General features: G+C 70.1%; 16 protein-coding genes. 9 read left to right on the top strand and 7 right to left on the bottom strand.

Annotated features, from left to right (window positions below):
• Positions 1-8 precede the first annotated feature (8 nt).
• Together AC07EJ_RS10850 and AC07EJ_RS10845 are read right to left on the bottom strand one after the other, a co-directional pair.
• Positions 9-1,448, bottom strand: coding sequence for an amino acid permease (locus AC07EJ_RS10850; protein ID WP_478884077.1), 1,440 nt, complete (start codon positions 1,446-1,448; stop codon positions 9-11).
• Between the two features lie 119 nt (positions 1,449-1,567).
• Positions 1,568-2,029 (bottom strand): universal stress protein, encoded by a 462-nt coding sequence (locus tag AC07EJ_RS10845; protein ID WP_389484547.1) that lies wholly within the window; start codon positions 2,027-2,029, stop codon positions 1,568-1,570.
• A gap of 157 nt (positions 2,030-2,186) precedes the next feature.
• Here AC07EJ_RS10845 and AC07EJ_RS10840 point away from each other — a divergent pair, with 157 nt between their 5' ends.
• The gene (locus AC07EJ_RS10840; RefSeq protein ID WP_478884076.1) at positions 2,187-3,023 is read left to right on the top strand and encodes a polysaccharide deacetylase family protein; all 837 of its coding nucleotides are present in this window, start codon (positions 2,187-2,189) and stop codon (positions 3,021-3,023) included.
• Between the two features lie 21 nt (positions 3,024-3,044).
• On the opposite strand, the gene AC07EJ_RS10835 is transcribed toward AC07EJ_RS10840, so the two are convergent.
• Positions 3,045-3,707 (bottom strand): class F sortase, encoded by a 663-nt coding sequence (locus AC07EJ_RS10835; RefSeq protein WP_389484550.1) that lies wholly within the window; start codon positions 3,705-3,707, stop codon positions 3,045-3,047.
• Between the two features lie 166 nt (positions 3,708-3,873).
• Positions 3,874-4,128 carry a hypothetical protein gene (locus AC07EJ_RS10830; RefSeq protein WP_478884075.1) on the bottom strand — a complete coding sequence of 85 codons (255 nt, stop codon included), beginning with the start codon at positions 4,126-4,128 and terminating at the stop codon, positions 3,874-3,876.
• Positions 4,129-4,193: 65 nt separating this feature from the next.
• Here AC07EJ_RS10830 and AC07EJ_RS10825 point away from each other — a divergent pair, with 65 nt between their 5' ends.
• Positions 4,194-4,406: a helix-hairpin-helix domain-containing protein gene (locus AC07EJ_RS10825; protein WP_478884074.1), complete on the top strand. Its 213-nt coding sequence runs from the start codon at positions 4,194-4,196 to the stop codon at positions 4,404-4,406.
• Between the two features lie 27 nt (positions 4,407-4,433).
• Here AC07EJ_RS10825 and AC07EJ_RS10820 read toward each other — a convergent pair whose 3' ends face one another.
• Both AC07EJ_RS10820 and AC07EJ_RS10815 read right to left on the bottom strand, forming a co-directional pair.
• Positions 4,434-5,198: a bestrophin-like domain gene (locus tag AC07EJ_RS10820; protein WP_389484554.1), complete on the bottom strand. Its 765-nt coding sequence runs from the start codon at positions 5,196-5,198 to the stop codon at positions 4,434-4,436.
• Positions 5,199-5,213: 15 nt separating this feature from the next.
• Positions 5,214-5,717 (bottom strand): hypothetical protein, encoded by a 504-nt coding sequence (locus tag AC07EJ_RS10815; protein WP_478884073.1) that lies wholly within the window; start codon positions 5,715-5,717, stop codon positions 5,214-5,216.
• Positions 5,718-5,979: 262 nt separating this feature from the next.
• Between AC07EJ_RS10815 and AC07EJ_RS10810 the strand changes: the two genes are divergently transcribed.
• From AC07EJ_RS10810 to AC07EJ_RS10795, 4 genes are all read left to right on the top strand, one after another.
• Positions 5,980-6,939, top strand: a complete 960-nt coding sequence (locus AC07EJ_RS10810; protein WP_389484559.1) for an SCO0930 family lipoprotein — start codon at positions 5,980-5,982, stop codon at positions 6,937-6,939.
• A 255-nt stretch (positions 6,940-7,194) separates the two neighbouring features.
• Positions 7,195-8,007 carry an SAM-dependent methyltransferase gene (locus tag AC07EJ_RS10805; protein ID WP_389484561.1) on the top strand — a complete coding sequence of 271 codons (813 nt, stop codon included), beginning with the start codon at positions 7,195-7,197 and terminating at the stop codon, positions 8,005-8,007.
• Entirely contained in the window at positions 8,004-10,148 is a 2,145-nt protein-coding gene (locus AC07EJ_RS10800) for a putative bifunctional diguanylate cyclase/phosphodiesterase (RefSeq protein WP_389484563.1), read from the top strand. The genes AC07EJ_RS10805 and AC07EJ_RS10800 overlap by 4 nt, the downstream gene beginning before the upstream one ends.
• Before the next feature lie 7 nt (positions 10,149-10,155).
• Positions 10,156-10,881, top strand: a complete 726-nt coding sequence (locus AC07EJ_RS10795) for a VOC family protein (RefSeq protein ID WP_478884072.1) — start codon at positions 10,156-10,158, stop codon at positions 10,879-10,881.
• A 275-nt stretch (positions 10,882-11,156) separates the two neighbouring features.
• Here the strand turns inward: AC07EJ_RS10795 and AC07EJ_RS10790 are convergent, their stop codons facing one another.
• Positions 11,157-12,038 (bottom strand): LysR family transcriptional regulator, encoded by an 882-nt coding sequence (locus tag AC07EJ_RS10790; protein WP_478884071.1) that lies wholly within the window; start codon positions 12,036-12,038, stop codon positions 11,157-11,159.
• A 131-nt stretch (positions 12,039-12,169) separates the two neighbouring features.
• Here AC07EJ_RS10790 and AC07EJ_RS10785 point away from each other — a divergent pair, with 131 nt between their 5' ends.
• Genes AC07EJ_RS10785 through AC07EJ_RS10775 form a run of 3 tightly spaced genes read left to right on the top strand, consistent with a single transcriptional unit; the run spans position 12,170 to position 15,540 of the window.
• Complete coding sequence (locus tag AC07EJ_RS10785; RefSeq protein WP_389484568.1) at positions 12,170-12,841, top strand: succinate dehydrogenase; 672 nt, start codon at positions 12,170-12,172, stop codon at positions 12,839-12,841.
• 3 nt (positions 12,842-12,844) lie between these two features.
• Entirely contained in the window at positions 12,845-14,794 is a 1,950-nt protein-coding gene (locus tag AC07EJ_RS10780) for a fumarate reductase/succinate dehydrogenase flavoprotein subunit (protein WP_389484570.1), read from the top strand.
• Positions 14,791-15,540, top strand: coding sequence for a succinate dehydrogenase/fumarate reductase iron-sulfur subunit (locus tag AC07EJ_RS10775; protein ID WP_389484572.1), 750 nt, complete (start codon positions 14,791-14,793; stop codon positions 15,538-15,540). The genes AC07EJ_RS10780 and AC07EJ_RS10775 overlap by 4 nt, the downstream gene beginning before the upstream one ends.
• The last annotated feature ends 45 nt before the right edge of the window (positions 15,541-15,585 follow it).

Here is a 15,585-nt window from a genome sequence, read left to right as displayed (position 1 = left end):
GGTGGAGGTCAGGACTTCGTCGGCGGGTCCGTCTTCGCCAGCTCCGACCTCTTGTACGAGTAGCCGAAGTAGATGACGAGCCCGATGGCGAACCACACGGCGAACCGCACCCACGTCTGCCACTGCAGGAACGTGATCAGCCAGATCGAGAAGATGACCCCGAGGGCGGGTACCACCGGCATACCCGGCGTACGGAACGTGCGGGGCAGGTCGGGCTTCTTGTAGCGCAGCACGATCACTGCGACGCACACCACGCCGAACGCCAGCAGGATGCCGATGTTGGTCAGCTCGGCCGCCTCCCCGATCGGCAGGAACCCGGCGATGAGAGCCGACGCGCACCCGACGATCCACGTCACGCGCGTCGGCACGTGCCGGGTCGGATGGGTCTTCGCGAACCACTTGGGCAGCAGCCCGTCGCGGCTCATCGAGAACCACACACGGGTGACGCCCAGCATGAACGTGAACATCACGGTGAGGATGCCGATGATCGCGCCCACCGCGATGACATCCGCGAGACCGCTCAGGCCGACCGACTTGAAGGCGGTCGAGAAGCCGCTTTCCGGGTCGATGTCCTTGTAGTTCTGCATGCCGGTCAGGACCAGGCAGGCCAGCACGTACAGGACCATCGAGATCGCGAGCGAGTAGAGGATCGCCTTCGGCATGTGGTGCTGCGCGTCCTTGGACTCCTCGGCCGCCGTCGACATGGCGTCGTAACCGAAGACCGCGAAGAAGACCGTGGCCGCTCCGGTGAACGCGCCGCTGACCCCGAAGGGGAAGAACGGCGTGTAGTTGGCCGTGTTGATGTGGAAGAAGCCCACGGCGATGACGACCACCACCACCAGGACCTTCAGGACCACCACGATGGTCTCGAAGCGCGCCGCGTTCTTGATGCCGAGCGTCAGCAGATACGCGATCAGCAGACACAGCAGGGCGGCGAACAGGTCGACCTTGTGACCGTCGCCCGTGCCCGGCGCGCCCAGCATCCAGTTCGGCAGGTCGAGCCCCATCTCGCCGAGCAGGAAGCCGAAGTAGCCGGAGATGCCGATGGCGACCACCGCCACGATCGCCGTGTACTCGAGGAGCAGGTCCCAGCCGATGAACCAGCCGACCAGCTCGCCGAGGACCGCGTACCCGTACGTGTAGGCGGACCCCGCCTTCGGGATGAGGCCGGCGAACTCCGCGTACGACAGCGCGGCGGCCGCGCTCGCGACGCCCGCGATGAGGAACGAGACCAGGACCGCGGGCCCCGCCGTGCCGTTGGCGACCGTGCCGGCGAGGGTGAAGATGCCGGCGCCGATGATGCCGCCGACCCCGATCGCGGTGAGCTGCCACAGGCCGAGGGAGCGGGTGAGCTGCTGCTCGCTGCTGCCCTCGGCCTCCTCGATGTGTTCGATGGGCTTGCGGCGAAGTACGCCCTGCCCCATCCGAAGTCCTCTGAGACCGGCCATGGGCTCCACCTCTTCGCGGACGGCAGTCGGCTGACGGGCGATCATGATGGCCCAGCCGCGGCGGCGACGGAAGACGGCACGCTCTAGGGGGTGTGAGGGTTCGCGTGAGGTTCAGGTGGTCACGGGACCACGGTGACGGGCCAGCGCCCGGCCTTCACCAGCCGGATCGCGACCGACCCGACGATGCGGTGTCCGGCCTGCTCGGACGCGCCGACGATCACGGCATCCGCCTTCAGCTCGTCCGCGGCGGTGACCAGGCCGTTGTACGGGTCGCCGCGGAAGGTGTGGAACTCCCAGCGCACCTCGAATATGCCCTTCACCCGCTCCGCCGCCTCCCTGATCTCGGCGATCAGACCCTCGGCGATCTCGTCCGTGGTGTCGGCCACGGGGACGCCGAGCGCGGCGCCGGTGGCCATGACGGGCTGGACGTACACGACGGCGAGGAGGGCGCGTTGGCGGCGGGCGAGGCCGCCGGCGTAGGACGCGGCGCGCAGCGAGGAGTCGGAGCCGTCCACTCCGACCACGATCACCTTGGGGCCGTCCGTACCGCGTTCGAACTGGTGTGGCTGCTCTGCGTTCACAGCGGTGAGGCTAGCGGAAACCCCAGGTCCCACAGGTGCTGGGGGCGACACGACCGGTACCGGTCCGCCGCGGGCCTGCTGGTCCCATCGGGTGCTTTCGGGCGGCGGCGCGGCGTTGGAATGCGGCCCGCAGTGGTCGCCGTGCGACGCATTGGTCATGAAATCGGATCAGATCAATCCAGGGCGGCGGGCCTTGTTCCGCGGCGCCGCGCTCCTCGGCCTCACCGCCGTCGCCGGCTGTACCGGCACCGGCCGCGCCGGCGCCCCCCGCTCGGCCGCCCCCGCCGCGGGAGGACCGCAGGCGGCCAAGGTGATGCGGCCCTCCACGTACCGCCTCCAGCCCCTGGCCGGATACGGCCCGCCGCACGCGGCGCCCGCGCGGCTGGAGGTACGGCGTGAGCCGATCCTCCGGATGGACACCCACGACAGGAGCATGGTCCTCACCTTCGACGACGGACCCGACCCCCGCTACACCCCGCACATCCTGCGGACGCTGCGTGAACACGACGTCCGAGCCATGTTCTTCGTCTGCGGGGAACAGGTCGAGTGGAACCAGGACCTGCTGCGCGAGATGGCCGACGACGGGCACGTCGTCGGCAACCACACCTGGACCCATCCCCTCCTGACCACGATGTCGCGCTCGGCCATGCGCTCCGAGATCGAGCGGACCTGCGAGATCATCGACGACACGATCGGCGAGCCGCCCGCCTGGTTCCGCGCGCCGTACGGAGCCTGGAACCGCAACGCCTTCCGGATCGGCGCCGAGCTCGGCATGGAACCCTTCGCCTGGACGCTGGACACCAACGACTGGACGGAGCCGGGCACCCGCGCCATCGTCCGGGCGGTCCGGGCCGAGGCGGCCCCCGGCGTGGTGGTCCTCAGCCATGACGCGGGCGGCAACCGCTCCCAGAGTGTTGCCGCCCTGCGCACCTATCTGCCGGAACTCCTCGACTCGGGCTACCGCATCATGGTGCCCAGGCGCCGGGCAGCCTGAGCCGGGTTTTCGCCCGCCGGGTCAGCGGACCTCGACCAGGCGGGCGAAGACGACGACATTCCCGTCGTAGCCGTTCTGCTTGGAGAATCCGCCGCCGCACGTGATCACCCTCAGTTCGGGCGCACCGGTGCTGCCGTAGACGCGGTTCCCCGGGAAATTCGCCTTCTCGAATACCTGGATGCCGTAGATCTCGAACACGGCGGTCTTCTGGTCCTTGCGCAGGACCTGGACGTGGTTTCCCTTTTTGAGCGAGCCGAGGCCGTAGAAGACCGCGGGCCCCTGCTGGTTGTCGACGTGACCGTCGATGACCGCGGTGCCCTTCTCGCCCGGAGACACGCCACCGGTGAACCAGCCCGCGAGATTCGGGTCCTCGGGCGGTGGGGCTTCCACCCAGCCGTCCGGGTCGACCCCCACGGGCGTGACCGGGGCGTCCACCTGGATCGCCGGGATCTCAACCCGGCTGGCCGCGGAGAACGGCAGCGGCTTCGGCGCCGTTGCGCCGGACGTGGACGGGGAGCGGAGATCCGCCGCCGCGGCCGACGCGGGCTGCGGGGGACCGGTGTCGAATTCCCCCGTTCCATTGCGAATCAGCGCGAGTCCGGTGAGCAGAACCAGCGCTATCACGCCCCACGGCGCGCGCTTCTTCTGCGTACCCTGCTCGTCGGCCGGCTGGGACGAAGGCATTCGTTCACCCCTCTCGACGCGGCGGCGAGACCGCGTCACTTGCGCTTACGAAAAAACTAAGCGCGGCGCACGCGACGGGCCACAGCGCAGGGGCGAACGGGTGGCGACCATGAGTGCGGTGCGCCATCCGAGTCCGCATCGCCAACAGTTTCTGAAAGTCCGCCGGTCAGGTGACAGGGCGGTGCGATGACGGCTCGTCGGATCCCGTCGTGTGCCACATGTGCGGGCCCGCGCCGCGCCACTCGACCAGATGGGGATCGTCGAGCGTCATGTCGGACTCGCCGAGCCCGGCCTCGCGCAGCAGCCGGATCAGGTCCTGATCACTGTGCGCGAGCCCGACGGCCCGCCCCCGCACGGTGACATGCCGCCCGCCCTCGGGTGCGGGAGGGTGTACGACGATGGGGGTGTGCCAGGCAGTCATGGCACCAGAGTGCGTCTCCGGGGCGCCGGGCGCAGTCCGCGCCCTACTGGGAGAGGCAGGCAGTGATGACGGACAGCACCGCACCCACCGGTTTTCCGCGCGGTATCGGCGCTCCGGCGCTGCGCGCGCTCAACGCGGCCGGATACACGGAACTCGCCCAGCTCGTGGGCGTGCCCGTGAACGAGCTGAAGGCCCTGCACGGGATGGGGCCCAAGGCACTGCGGGTCCTCGGCGAGGCGCTGGCCGAACAAGGGCTGGCGCTGGGCGGGCCGCGCTGACCGGGAGGTGAGCGCGGCCCGCCGGCCTCAGCCTGCGGCGTGCGGGAACAGCATGAGGAACGGTTCCACGGTGGCCGCGACCCCGCGGCTGTACGGCGCGTCGAGGTCCCAGACCAGGAAGAGCAGGAACGCGATCAGCGCCGAGAAGAGCCCGGCGAGGACCAGTTCGCGTGCCGTTCTGCGGATCTGGAGTGCGAAGACCATCCCGATCGTGACGAGCCCTCCCGCGATCAGACCGAACCAGACCACGCCCGGCATCGTGGCGCCGGTGGAGTCCGCGCGCGCGTTGCGGGCGTCGTCCGCGGCGGTGATCTGGTCGAGCAGCGGCTGGTAGGCCTGCGCCTCGAAGTCCGTCTTCGGTTGGTAGTCGGTGACGTCGTGGCGCACCTTGTCGAGGAGCCGGGTCCCCTCGGCGGTGAGATGGCCCTTGTTCTTCATCGTGCGCCACTCGGTGGTGACGACATGGCTGACATAGGTGTCGACATCCGAGCGGATACGGGTCCTGACCTCCGTGGGATAGACGCGGACGCGTTCATGGATCTCGTGCAGGGCCTGCGCCTCGTTGCGCACGTGGTCCTGGGCGGCGCTGCGGCCCTCCCAGACGCCCGCGATGGCGAGGCCCAGGACGATCGCGTACACCACGCCGATCATCATCGTCATGTACTCGATGACGTCCGGGGTCTCGCTCGGGTCGTCGTCGTCACCGATCCGGCGCTGCTGAAGGACGGTCACGACGAGGACGACCGCGCACGCGGCCACCATCGCGAGAGTGAGAACAAGCCATTCCGACATCGGGACCTCCGGTGGTCAGCGCGGGCGCAGCGCGGCGACGGCGAGCACCGCGGGCGCGGTGATGAGCAGGGTGAGCGAGACCAGGGAAGGCCCGCCGCTCGGCGGCGCCTTACGGGGCGCGGGGCGGTATTCGGGATAACTGACCGGAGTCGGCGAGGGCTTGGGGCGCACCGTCGGCTTCGGGGCGGGCGGCGGCGGTGCCTTCACGGGCGGTGGCGGAGGAGGCGGAGGAGGTGGTGGCGGAGGGGGCGGTGGTGGTGGGGGCGGTGGTTTGGGGGCCGGGGGCGGCGGGGGCTTCCGTGGCGGTGGCTTGACAGGGCCCGCCCGGCAGACGACGCCGTCACCGGCGCGGGCTATCGCATCGCCGCCTTTGCCGATCGAGGCGTACGCGCAGTTGTCGGCAGGGGTCAGTGCGGCCGCCGTGGCACCGGCCGCGGGCGAGCCCAGCAGCCAGGCCAGCGCGAGCACCGCCACCACCCGTGTGACCAGGGTCGACCTGGCCCCTCTGGATCCGTACACGACGGAGATCATGGGCGGCGCGAGGCGCTGCCACGCCCCGGCCGCCGCGGATTGGTCCGAAGGTGGGGAGATGGGGGGGCGCCAGGTTTGCCCGCGGCCTCCGGAGCGCACGCCGGTCCGCCCCGGATACGTCCCTCGCCCCCCTCGCCGAAAAGAAAATTTCCGCCCCGTTGAACGCACCCGCCGTCGCCGCGCGTACCTAGGGCCATGTGCGGCCCCTTCCGGGATCGCACAACACCCAAGCAAACAGCGGGAGTTGGCAATGAACACCTGGCGGAGCGCCTCACTCGTAGCGACAGCTGCGGCCCTGCTGGCGCTGACGACGGCGTGCGGTCAGGACCAGGGCGACCAGTCGCCCAACGGCCAGTCCGTGGGCAACGCCGCCCCGGCGCAGGGCGGTTACGGCAACGGGGACGCGTACGGCGGCTCGGACGGCTACGGATCCGGGGACGCGAAGGACGCGGGGGCGGCCAAGGCGAAACCGGCCGGGCAGCTCGCGACCTGGGACAGCAAGAAGCTCGGCCAGGTCCTCACGGACAGTGCGGGCTTCACGATGTACCGCTTCGACAAGGACACCGCGCAGCCGCCCAAGTCGAACTGTGACGACGCCTGTCTCAAGGCGTGGCCCGTGGTCCCCGCGGACGGCGCCGAGGCCGCGCCCGGCGTCGACCAGTCGCTGCTCGGCGAGGTCACCGCGGCCGACGGCACCAAGCAGCTGACCATCGACGGCTGGCCCATGTACCGGTACGCGATGGACACCAAGCCGGGCGACGCGAAGGGGCAGGGCGTCGGGGGCGTGTGGTACGCCGCCGCGCCCGACGGAAAGAAGGCGAGCCCCGCCGCCGCGCAGCCCGCCGACCTGGCCGGCCTGTCCACGCGCAAGGACCCGAAGCTCGGCGAGATCGTCGTCGACAAGAACGGTATGACCGTCTACCGGTTCCTCAAGGACTCGGCGTGGCCCATCAAGTCGAACTGCGTCGACACCTGCGCGGAGAACTGGCCGGCCGTCGCGCCCGTGGCGAAGAACGACACGAAGGGCATCCTCAAGAAGGGCTTCATGACGTACAACCGTCCCGACGGCGGCAAGCAGCAGACGATCAACTGCTGGCCGATCTACACCTACTCCGGTGACAAGAAGCCCGGCGACACCAATGGGCAGGGCGTGGGCGGCACTTGGTACGCCGCTTCGCCCGAGGGAAAGCCCGTGGGAGCGCCCAAGTAGGGGCACCGCGTAGAGTCTGCGACGGATTTGGCGAATCGCCGGTCTGTTCCCCCCGTGGTGACGCGGAGGGAACAGGCCGGTTCTTTTCCGTTGCAACAGAGAGGGTTTCGGGGTGATTTCGGATCATTGCCATTCGGCACTTGCCGGAGGCAGTGACCGAGAACGGACGGTCAATTTCCGTTTTGACTCGCTCCTTTGGCGGGCGATCAGTAGCCTCAGCTCGAACACCGGCTCGCCTACGCCTTGGAGACATTGATGGAGCGTCCCGCCTGGGCCCCTCAGGGCATCGACATCTCGGTGCCCAGTGTGTCCCGGATCTACGACTACTACCTGGGCGGTTCGCACAACTTCGAGGTGGACCGGGAGGCGGCCCGCAAGGCGATGGAGTTCCTGCCGGGGCTCCCGAAGATCATGCAGGCGAATCGTGCCTTCATGCGCCGGGCGGTGCGTTACGCGGTCCAGGAGGGCATCACCCAGTTCCTGGACATCGGATCCGGAATCCCCACTTTCGGCAATGCCCACGAGGTGGCCCAGGCGGCCGACCCCGAAGCACGCGTCGTGTACGTCGACCACGACCCGGTCGCCGTCGCGCACAGCCGGGCCGTCCTCGACGGCAACGAGCGCGCGGCCGTCGTGGCAGCCGATCTGCGCAAGCCCCGGGAGATCCTCGCGGCCCCCGAGGTCGGTGAACTCCTCGACCTGGACAAGCCGGTCGCCCTGCTCCTCGTCGCCGTCCTGCACTTCGTCGAGGACGCGGACGACCCGCAGGCCGCGGTCGCCGAGCTGCGGGACGCCCTCGCGCCGGGCAGCCTCCTGATCGTCACGCACGCCGCGTACGAGGGCATCCCCGTGCCCGCCGCGCGCGCCGCGGGAACGGTCGACGTGTACAAGAACATCCGCAACCCGCTGGTCATGCGCTCGCGCGAGGAGATCGCGCGGTTCTTCGAGGGATACGAGATGGCGGAACCCGGACTCGTGCAGATGCCCGACTGGCGCCCGGAGAACGCGCCCGCGGACGAGGACCCCTACGCCTTCTCGGGGTACGCCGGCGTGGGGCGCAAGGCGTGAGCGGCGAACCGGACGGACCCGAGGACAGACTGCGCAGGTTCGCCGCCATCTGGAGCCGGGCGATCTTCCCGGTGACGGCGACCTCCCTGACCCGGATCGAGTTCGAGAAGGAACTCATGCCGCTCGCGCGGCGGCTGCGGGACGCACTCGGCGAGCGGACCCTCGACGCGCCCGCGGCCCAGGCCGTCGGCGCGGCACTGATCGACGTGCACTGCACCGACCCCGAGGCGCTCACCCGCACCCTCGACGTCGTCGACGCCTACCTGGTCCTGTACTGCCGACCCGACGAGGACCGGCGCGAGGAAGAGCTGCGGGCGCGCTGCGCACGGCTCCAGCACTCCGTCGCGGCGGGCTTCGCCCAGGCCCTGCGCGAGCGGACCCTCGCCGAGCAGGAGGCCATCTCACGGGCCGCCCTGAGCGCGCGCAGCGCGGTCGCCGAGGCGCTGCACGCGAGCGAGGCCCGGTTCCGCGCGGTGTTCCACGGTGCGGCCATCGGCATCGGCATAGCCGACCTGGAGGGCACGGTCCTGGAGGCCAACGACGCGCTGGTGCGCATGTTCGGCGGCGCCGAGAACCTGGTGCGCGGCCGCAACGTCGTGGAATGGACCCACCCCGACGACGCGCCGCACGTGTGGCGCCTCTACGAGGAACTGGTGCGCGGCGAGCGCGAGCACTACCGCGTGGAGAAGGCGTTCCACCGCCCCGACGGCACCTCCCTGTGGACGAACCTGACCGTCTCCCTCCTGCGGGACGCCGACGGCGTGCCGCAGTACCAGCTGGCGCTGATGGAGGACACCACCGAGCGCCGCCTCCTGAACCTGCGGCTGCGCTACGAGGCCACCCACGACGCGCTCACCGGGCTCCCCAACAGGACTCTGTTCTTCGAGCGCCTGGAGAAGGCGCTCGCGGCCGGCGACGGCATGCGCTTCGGCCTGTGCTACCTCGACCTCGACGGCTTCAAGACCATCAACGACAGCCTCGGCCACGCGGCGGGCGACCGGCTCCTCGTCGAGGTCGCCGACCGTCTCCAGGCCTGCGCCACCGCACCCGGCGAGATGGTGGCGAGGCTCGGCGGCGACGAGTTCGTCGCACTGACCACCGGCCGGGATACCGCGGCCGAGGTCGACGACCTGGCCGGGCGCATCATGCACGCGCTGGCCGCCCCCATCCGCATCGACGGGCGCGAGCTGACCGTGCGCGGGTCCATCGGCATCGTGGAGGGGCCCGCGGCGGGGGAGCGCAGCCCCGCGGAGGTGCTGCGCAGCGCCGACATCACCATGTACCGGGCCAAGTCGGCGGGCGGCAACCGCTACGAGCTCGCGGACCCCGAGGCCGACGCGCGCGCCATCACCCGGCACGGCCTCACGACCGCGCTGCCCGCGGCCCTGGAGCGGGGCGAGTTCTTCATTGAGTACCAGCCGCTCGTGCGCCTCGGCGACGGCAGCGTGCGGGGCGCCGAGGCGCTGGTGCGGTGGCTGCATCCGCAGCACGGGGTGCTCGGGCCCGACCAGTTCATCCCCCTCGCCGAGGACACGGGCCTCATCGTGCCCCTCGGGCGGTGGGTCCTGGAGGAGTCCGTACGGCAGGCCCGGGTCTGGCAGGAGCGTTACGAGGACGCCGGTCCCCTGCGCATCAACGTGAATCTGTCCCCGATGCAGCTCACCCACCCCGGCCTCGTCTCCGACACGGTCGACATCCTGGAGCGCTTCGGACTCGAACCCGGCGCCCTGTGCCTGGAGGTCACCGAGTCGGCCCTGATCGGCGCGGACGACGATCTCCTCAAGCCGCTGCGGCGGCTCGCCGAGATGGGCGTGGACATCGCGCTCGACGACTTCGGTACCGGCTACTCGAACCTCGCGAACCTGCGCCGGCTGCCGGTGAGCGTCCTCAAGCTGGACCGCTCCTTCACTCAGGGAATGCAGCGCTACCCTGCCGACCGCGTCGACCTGAAGATCGTCGAGGGCATCGTCGGGCTCGCGCACAGCCTCGACCTCTCGGTCACCGTGGAGGGCGTGGAGACGGGCGCGCAGGCCGAGCAGCTGCGTGACCTGGGCTGCGACACCGCGCAGGGCTGGTACTACGCGCGCCCGGGCCCGCCGGACCGCCTGCACGAGCTCGCCCTGTGCGACGCGACGGGGTGAGGGCCCGGTGATCCGCTGGGCGTACGCCTTCATCGACCGGCCGGAGGCGCACTTCGGGGCAGCCTGCGACTTCTGGACGCGGGTCACGGGGACGCGGCTGTCCGCGCCCCGCGGCGACCGGGACGAGTTCGCGACGCTGCTGCCGGGCGGCGCCGCCGATCCGTACCTCAAGGCGCAGGCGGTCACCGGCCCCGGCGGTGCGCACCTGGACTTCGCGGTGGACGACCTCGCTCAGACAGCGGGATCGGCGCGCCGCCTCGGTGCGACACCTGTCCACTCCGAAGAGGGCCTCGACGTACTGCGCTCACCTGGCGGCCAGCTGTTCTGCCTGGTCCCGTGGTCCGGCGAGCACCGACGCCCCGACCCCGTCACGGCCCCCGACGGGACGAAGAGCCGCCTGGACCAGGTCTGCGTGGACCTGGCCCCGGCGGTGTACGAGGCGGAGATCGACTTCTGGACCGGATTCACCGCATGGACCTCGTCGCCGGGCACGCTCCCGGAGTTCCACACGATCCGCCCTCCGGCGGAACTCCCGGTACGAATCCTGCTGCAACGCCTCACGACAGCACGCCCCACCGGCGCCCACCTGGACCTGGCCTGCACAGACATCGAAGCGACGCGCACCTGGCACGAATCGCTGGGCGCAAAACTCCTCGCAAGGGGCAGCCACTGGCTGGTCCTACAGGACCCCACGGCAACGCCCTACTGCCTGACGTCCAGACCTCCCAAGTAACCAACAGTCCCCCACGCCCAGAGCCACGGCACGACCGGGGACGAGGCACGACCAGGGGCACGGCACGATCAGGGGCGCGGGGAACTGCGCAAAAACGACGACGGCCCGCACCCGAAATCGTCCCCCCAGCCCCACGACCAGGGGCGCGGGGAACTGCGCAAACCCCACGAACGACCGGCACCCGACAAAACGCCCCAGCCCTCACGACCAGGGGCGCGGGGAACTGCGCAAACCCCCAAAGACGACCCGCACACATCCCCCGCCAAAAAATCGCGTCACCGCTCAAGCAGCATCCGCTGAAGCTCCCGCGCAGCCCGCGGCGGAGCCACATCGCTGCGATGGGCCAGCGCGATCGTCCGGTGCAGCCCGGGACGGGCCAGCGGAGTCACCCGCAGATCGGCCCCCGCCCGCGTGGCGACCATGTGCGGCACGACGGCCACCCCCAGCCCCGCCCGCACAAATCCCAGCACCGCATCCATCTCGCCGCCCTCCACCGCGAAATCCGGTTCGAACCCCTCCGCCCGACATGCGGCAACGGTCAGTTCCCGCAGGTCATAGCCGTGCCGGAACATCACGAGACGCTCGCCCTCAAGGTCGGCGATGTGCACGGACCGCCCTCGCCCCGGGCGCGGCGCGTCCGGCGACGAGACGACCACCAGGTTCTCACGCAGCAGCTCCACGGTCGTCAGCGCGGGCGCCGGCGCGGGCAGCGGCAGCACCACGAGCGCCAGATCCAGCGCGCCGCGCGCGAGTTCGCGTACGAGGTCGAGGGAGCCGCCCTCCTCGATCATCAGCCGGATGCCGGGATACCGGTCGTGAAAGGTGCGGAGCACGTCGGGCAGCAGACCCGTGCACAGCGAGGGCGTGGCACCGAGCCGCACCCGGCCGCTCTTGAGCTGCGCCAGCTCCTGCACCTCCTGCCGTGCCGTGTCCGCGTCGGCGAGGATGCGGCGGGCCAGCGGCAGGAGCGCCTCGCCCGCGTCGGTGAGCGTGATGTTCCCGCGGGCGCGCAGGAAGAGATCCGCGCCCAGCTCCCGCTCCAGGGACCGGATCTGCTGGGACAGCGACGGCTGGGCGACATGGACGACCTCGGCGGCCCGGGTGAAGTGCCGGGTCTCGGCGACCGCGACGAAGTATTGGAGCTGCTGGAACTGCATGACCCCCACGGTAATCGCTCGATAGCCTGTGCCTATGGAAATGAGCCGGACCATGTCTTGGACCGATCGGGCCCTTCGGCTCTAGCGTGCGTGACATGGCTTTGGCAACACGGACGGACCGACGGCCGTCCATGACGCGTACGCTCTGGGACTCGTCCGTCGGCAAGAAGACAGTGATGGCCGTCAGCGGCCTGATCATGCTGCTCTACTTGGTCGTCCACATGATCGGCAACCTGAAGATCTTCTTCGGGTCTGGCGAGTTCAACCACTACGCCCACTGGCTGCGCACGGTCGGTGAGCCGTTCATGCACTACGAGTGGACGCTGTGGCTCGTCCGCGTCGTGCTCGTGGTCGCCGTCGTCGCACACGCCACATCCGCGTACCAGCTGAGCCGGCGCGACATCAGGGCCCGGCCGGCCAAGTACGTGCACAAGAAGGCGCGTTCGAGCTACGCCACGCGCACGATGCGCTGGGGCGGCATCATCCTCGCGCTGTTCATCGTGTGGCACCTCCTCGACCTGACGACCGGCACCGCGCACCCGGGCGGCTTCCAGCCGGGCCACCCGTACCAGAACGTGATCGACACCTTCTCCACCTGGTACGGCAACGTCGTCTACATCGTCGCGATGCTCGCGCTCGGCCTGCACGTCCAGCACGGCTTCTGGAGCGCGGCGCAGACCCTCGGCGTGGGCAGCGCGACCCGCAACCGCGTCCTGAAGACCATCGCCAATGTTCTCGCGCTGCTGCTCACGGCCGGCTTCATCGCCGTACCCGTGGGCGTCATGACCGGAGTGGTGAGCTGACCCATGAATTCCTACGCGGAGTACACGACCGGAGAGCCGGTCGTCGACACCAAGGCCCCCGAGGGCCCCGTCAACGAGCGCTGGGACACCCGCCGCTTCGAGGCGAAGCTGGTCAACCCGGCCAACCGCCGCAAGCACACCGTGATCGTCGTCGGCACCGGCCTGGCCGGGGGCTCCGCGGGCGCCACGCTCGCCGAACAGGGCTACCACGTCGTCCAGTTCTGCTACCAGGACTCCCCGCGCCGCGCCCACTCGATCGCCGCGCAGGGCGGCATCAACGCCGCGAAGAACTACCGCAACGACGGCGACTCCGTCCACCGCCTCTTCTACGACACGGTCAAGGGCGGCGACTTCCGCGCCCGTGAGTCGAACGTCCACCGCCTCGCGCAGATCTCCGTCGAGATCATCGACCAGTGCGTCGCGCAGGGCGTCCCGTTCGCCCGCGAGTACGGCGGCCTGCTCGACACCCGCTCCTTCGGCGGCGTACAGGTCTCCCGTACGTTCTACGCCCGCGGCCAGACTGGCCAGCAGCTCCTCCTCGGCGCGTACCAGGCGCTGTCGCGGCAGATCGCCGCCGGGAACATCGAGATGCACGCGCGCACCGAGATGCTCGACGTGATCGTCGTCGACGGCAAGGCGCGCGGCATCGTCGCCCGCGACCTGATCACCGGGAAGATCGACACGTACTTCGCCGACGCCGTCGTCCTCGCGTCCGGCGGCTACGGCAACGTCTTCTACCTCTCGACGAACGCCATGAACTCCAACGCGACGGCCGTGTGGCGGGCCCATCGCCGCGGCGCCTACTTCGCGAACCCCTGCTTCACCCAGATCCACCCCACGTGCATCCCGCGCACCGGCGACCACCAGTCGAAGCTGACGCTGATGAGTGAGTCGCTGCGCAACGACGGCCGGATCTGGGTCCCGAAGGCCCAGGGCGACGACCGCCCGCCGAACAAGATCCCCGAGGACGAGCGCGACTACTACCTGGAGCGCATCTACCCGGCGTTCGGCAACCTCGTGCCCCGCGACATCGCCTCGCGCGCCGCGAAGAACGTGTGCGACGAAGGCAGGGGAGTGGGCCCCGGCGGCCAGGGCGTGTACCTCGACTTCGCCGACGCGATCAGCCGCATGGGCAAGAAGGCCGTCGAGGAGAAGTACGGCAACCTCTTCGACATGTACGCACGGATCACCGCGGAGAACCCGTACGAGGTGCCGATGCGGATCTACCCCGCCGTGCACTACACGATGGGCGGCCTGTGGGTCGACTACGACCTCCAGACCACGATCCCGGGCCTGTTCGCGGTCGGTGAGGCCAACTTCTCCGACCACGGCGCGAACCGCCTGGGCGCGAGCGCACTCATGCAGGGGCTGGCCGACGGCTACTTCGTGCTCCCGTCGACCATCAACGACTATCTCGCGCGCAACCCCCACCACGAAGAGGTGAGCGCCGAACACCCCACGGTCCAGGAGGTGCTGGCCGAGACCGAGGACCGGCTCCACCTCCTCCTCGCCGTCGACGGCGACCGCACCCCCGACTCCTTCCACCGTGAACTCGGCGAACTCATGTGGGAGTTCTGCGGCATGGCCCGTACGGACGAAGGCCTGCGCAAGGCCCTCGACCGGATCCCGCAGATCCGCGAGGAGTTCTGGCGCCGCATCAAGGTGCCGGGCACCGGCGAGGAGTTCAACCAGTCGCTGGAGAAGGCCAACCGCATCGTCGACTACCTGGAGCTCGCCGAGCTCATGTGCCTCGACGCCCTGCACCGCGCCGAGTCCTGCGGCGGCCACTTCCGCGAGGAGTCCCAGACCCCGGACGGCGAGGCCGCCCGCCGCGACGAGGAGTTCTCCTACGCGGCCGCCTGGGAGTTCACTGCCACCGGTGACGCCCCCGTCCTGCACAAGGAAGACCTCGTCTTCGAGTACGTCCACCCCACCCAGCGGAGCTACGCATGAAGCTCACCCTGCGCGTCTGGCGCCAGAAGAACGCCGACGCCGAAGGCGCCATGTCCACGTACGACGTGGACGGGATCTCGCAGGACATGTCGTTCCTGGAGATGCTCGACACGCTCAACGAGGAGCTCATCCTCAAGGGCGACGACCCCGTCGCGTTCGACCACGACTGCCGTGAGGGCATCTGCGGGGCCTGCTCGCTCGTCATCAACGGCGACGCGCACGGCCCCGAGCGGACCACGACCTGCCAGCTCCACATGCGGTCCTTCCAGGACGGCGACACCATCGACATCGAGCCGTGGCGCGCCTCCGCCTTCCCCGTGGTGAAGGACCTCGTCGTCGACCGCACCGCCTTCGACCGGATCATCCAGGCCGGCGGCTACATCAGCGCGCCGACCGGGGCCGCGCCCGAGGCGCACGCGACGCCCGTGCCCAAGCCCGACGCGGACTTCGCGTTCGAGCACGCCGAGTGCATCGGCTGCGGTGCGTGCGTGGCGGCCTGCCCGAACGGCTCGGCGATGCTGTTCACCTCGGCGAAGGTCAACCACCTCAACGTCCTGCCGCAGGGCGCGCCCGAGCGCGAGACCCGTGTCCTCGACATGGTCGGGCAGATGGACGCCGAGGGCTTCGGCGGCTGCACGCTGACCGGCGAGTGCGCGACGGCGTGCCCGAAGGGGATCCCGCTGCCGTCGATCGCCGCCATGAACAAGGAGTGGCTGCGGGCGACCCGCAAGGTCAGCAGGAGCTGAAGCCGTACGGCTGACGCATGAGAGACGTCCCGCGGCACAGCGCCG

Source organism: Streptomyces sp. NPDC045026, assembly GCF_056432625.1.
The sequence above is the reverse complement of the archived record's forward strand: the minus strand, read 5'-3'. Positions and strand labels throughout refer to the sequence as shown.

Coding starts and splice junctions, on each gene's coding strand:
- AC07EJ_RS10825 (WP_478884074.1), top strand. CDS start 4,194: ATGACGGACAGCACCGCACCCACCGGTTTTCCGCGCGGTATCGGCGCT.
- AC07EJ_RS10775 (WP_389484572.1), top strand. CDS start 14,791: ATGAAGCTCACCCTGCGCGTCTGGCGCCAGAAGAACGCCGACGCCGAA.
- AC07EJ_RS10820 (WP_389484554.1), bottom strand. CDS start 5,198: ATGTCGGAATGGCTTGTTCTCACTCTCGCGATGGTGGCCGCGTGCGCG.
- AC07EJ_RS10840 (WP_478884076.1), top strand. CDS start 2,187: ATGAAATCGGATCAGATCAATCCAGGGCGGCGGGCCTTGTTCCGCGGC.
- AC07EJ_RS10810 (WP_389484559.1), top strand. CDS start 5,980: ATGAACACCTGGCGGAGCGCCTCACTCGTAGCGACAGCTGCGGCCCTG.
- AC07EJ_RS10790 (WP_478884071.1), bottom strand. CDS start 12,038: ATGCAGTTCCAGCAGCTCCAATACTTCGTCGCGGTCGCCGAGACCCGG.
- AC07EJ_RS10805 (WP_389484561.1), top strand. CDS start 7,195: ATGGAGCGTCCCGCCTGGGCCCCTCAGGGCATCGACATCTCGGTGCCC.
- AC07EJ_RS10850 (WP_478884077.1), bottom strand. CDS start 1,448: ATGGCCGGTCTCAGAGGACTTCGGATGGGGCAGGGCGTACTTCGCCGC.
- AC07EJ_RS10780 (WP_389484570.1), top strand. CDS start 12,845: ATGAATTCCTACGCGGAGTACACGACCGGAGAGCCGGTCGTCGACACC.
- AC07EJ_RS10830 (WP_478884075.1), bottom strand. CDS start 4,128: ATGACTGCCTGGCACACCCCCATCGTCGTACACCCTCCCGCACCCGAG.
- AC07EJ_RS10785 (WP_389484568.1), top strand. CDS start 12,170: ATGACGCGTACGCTCTGGGACTCGTCCGTCGGCAAGAAGACAGTGATG.
- AC07EJ_RS10835 (WP_389484550.1), bottom strand. CDS start 3,707: ATGCCTTCGTCCCAGCCGGCCGACGAGCAGGGTACGCAGAAGAAGCGC.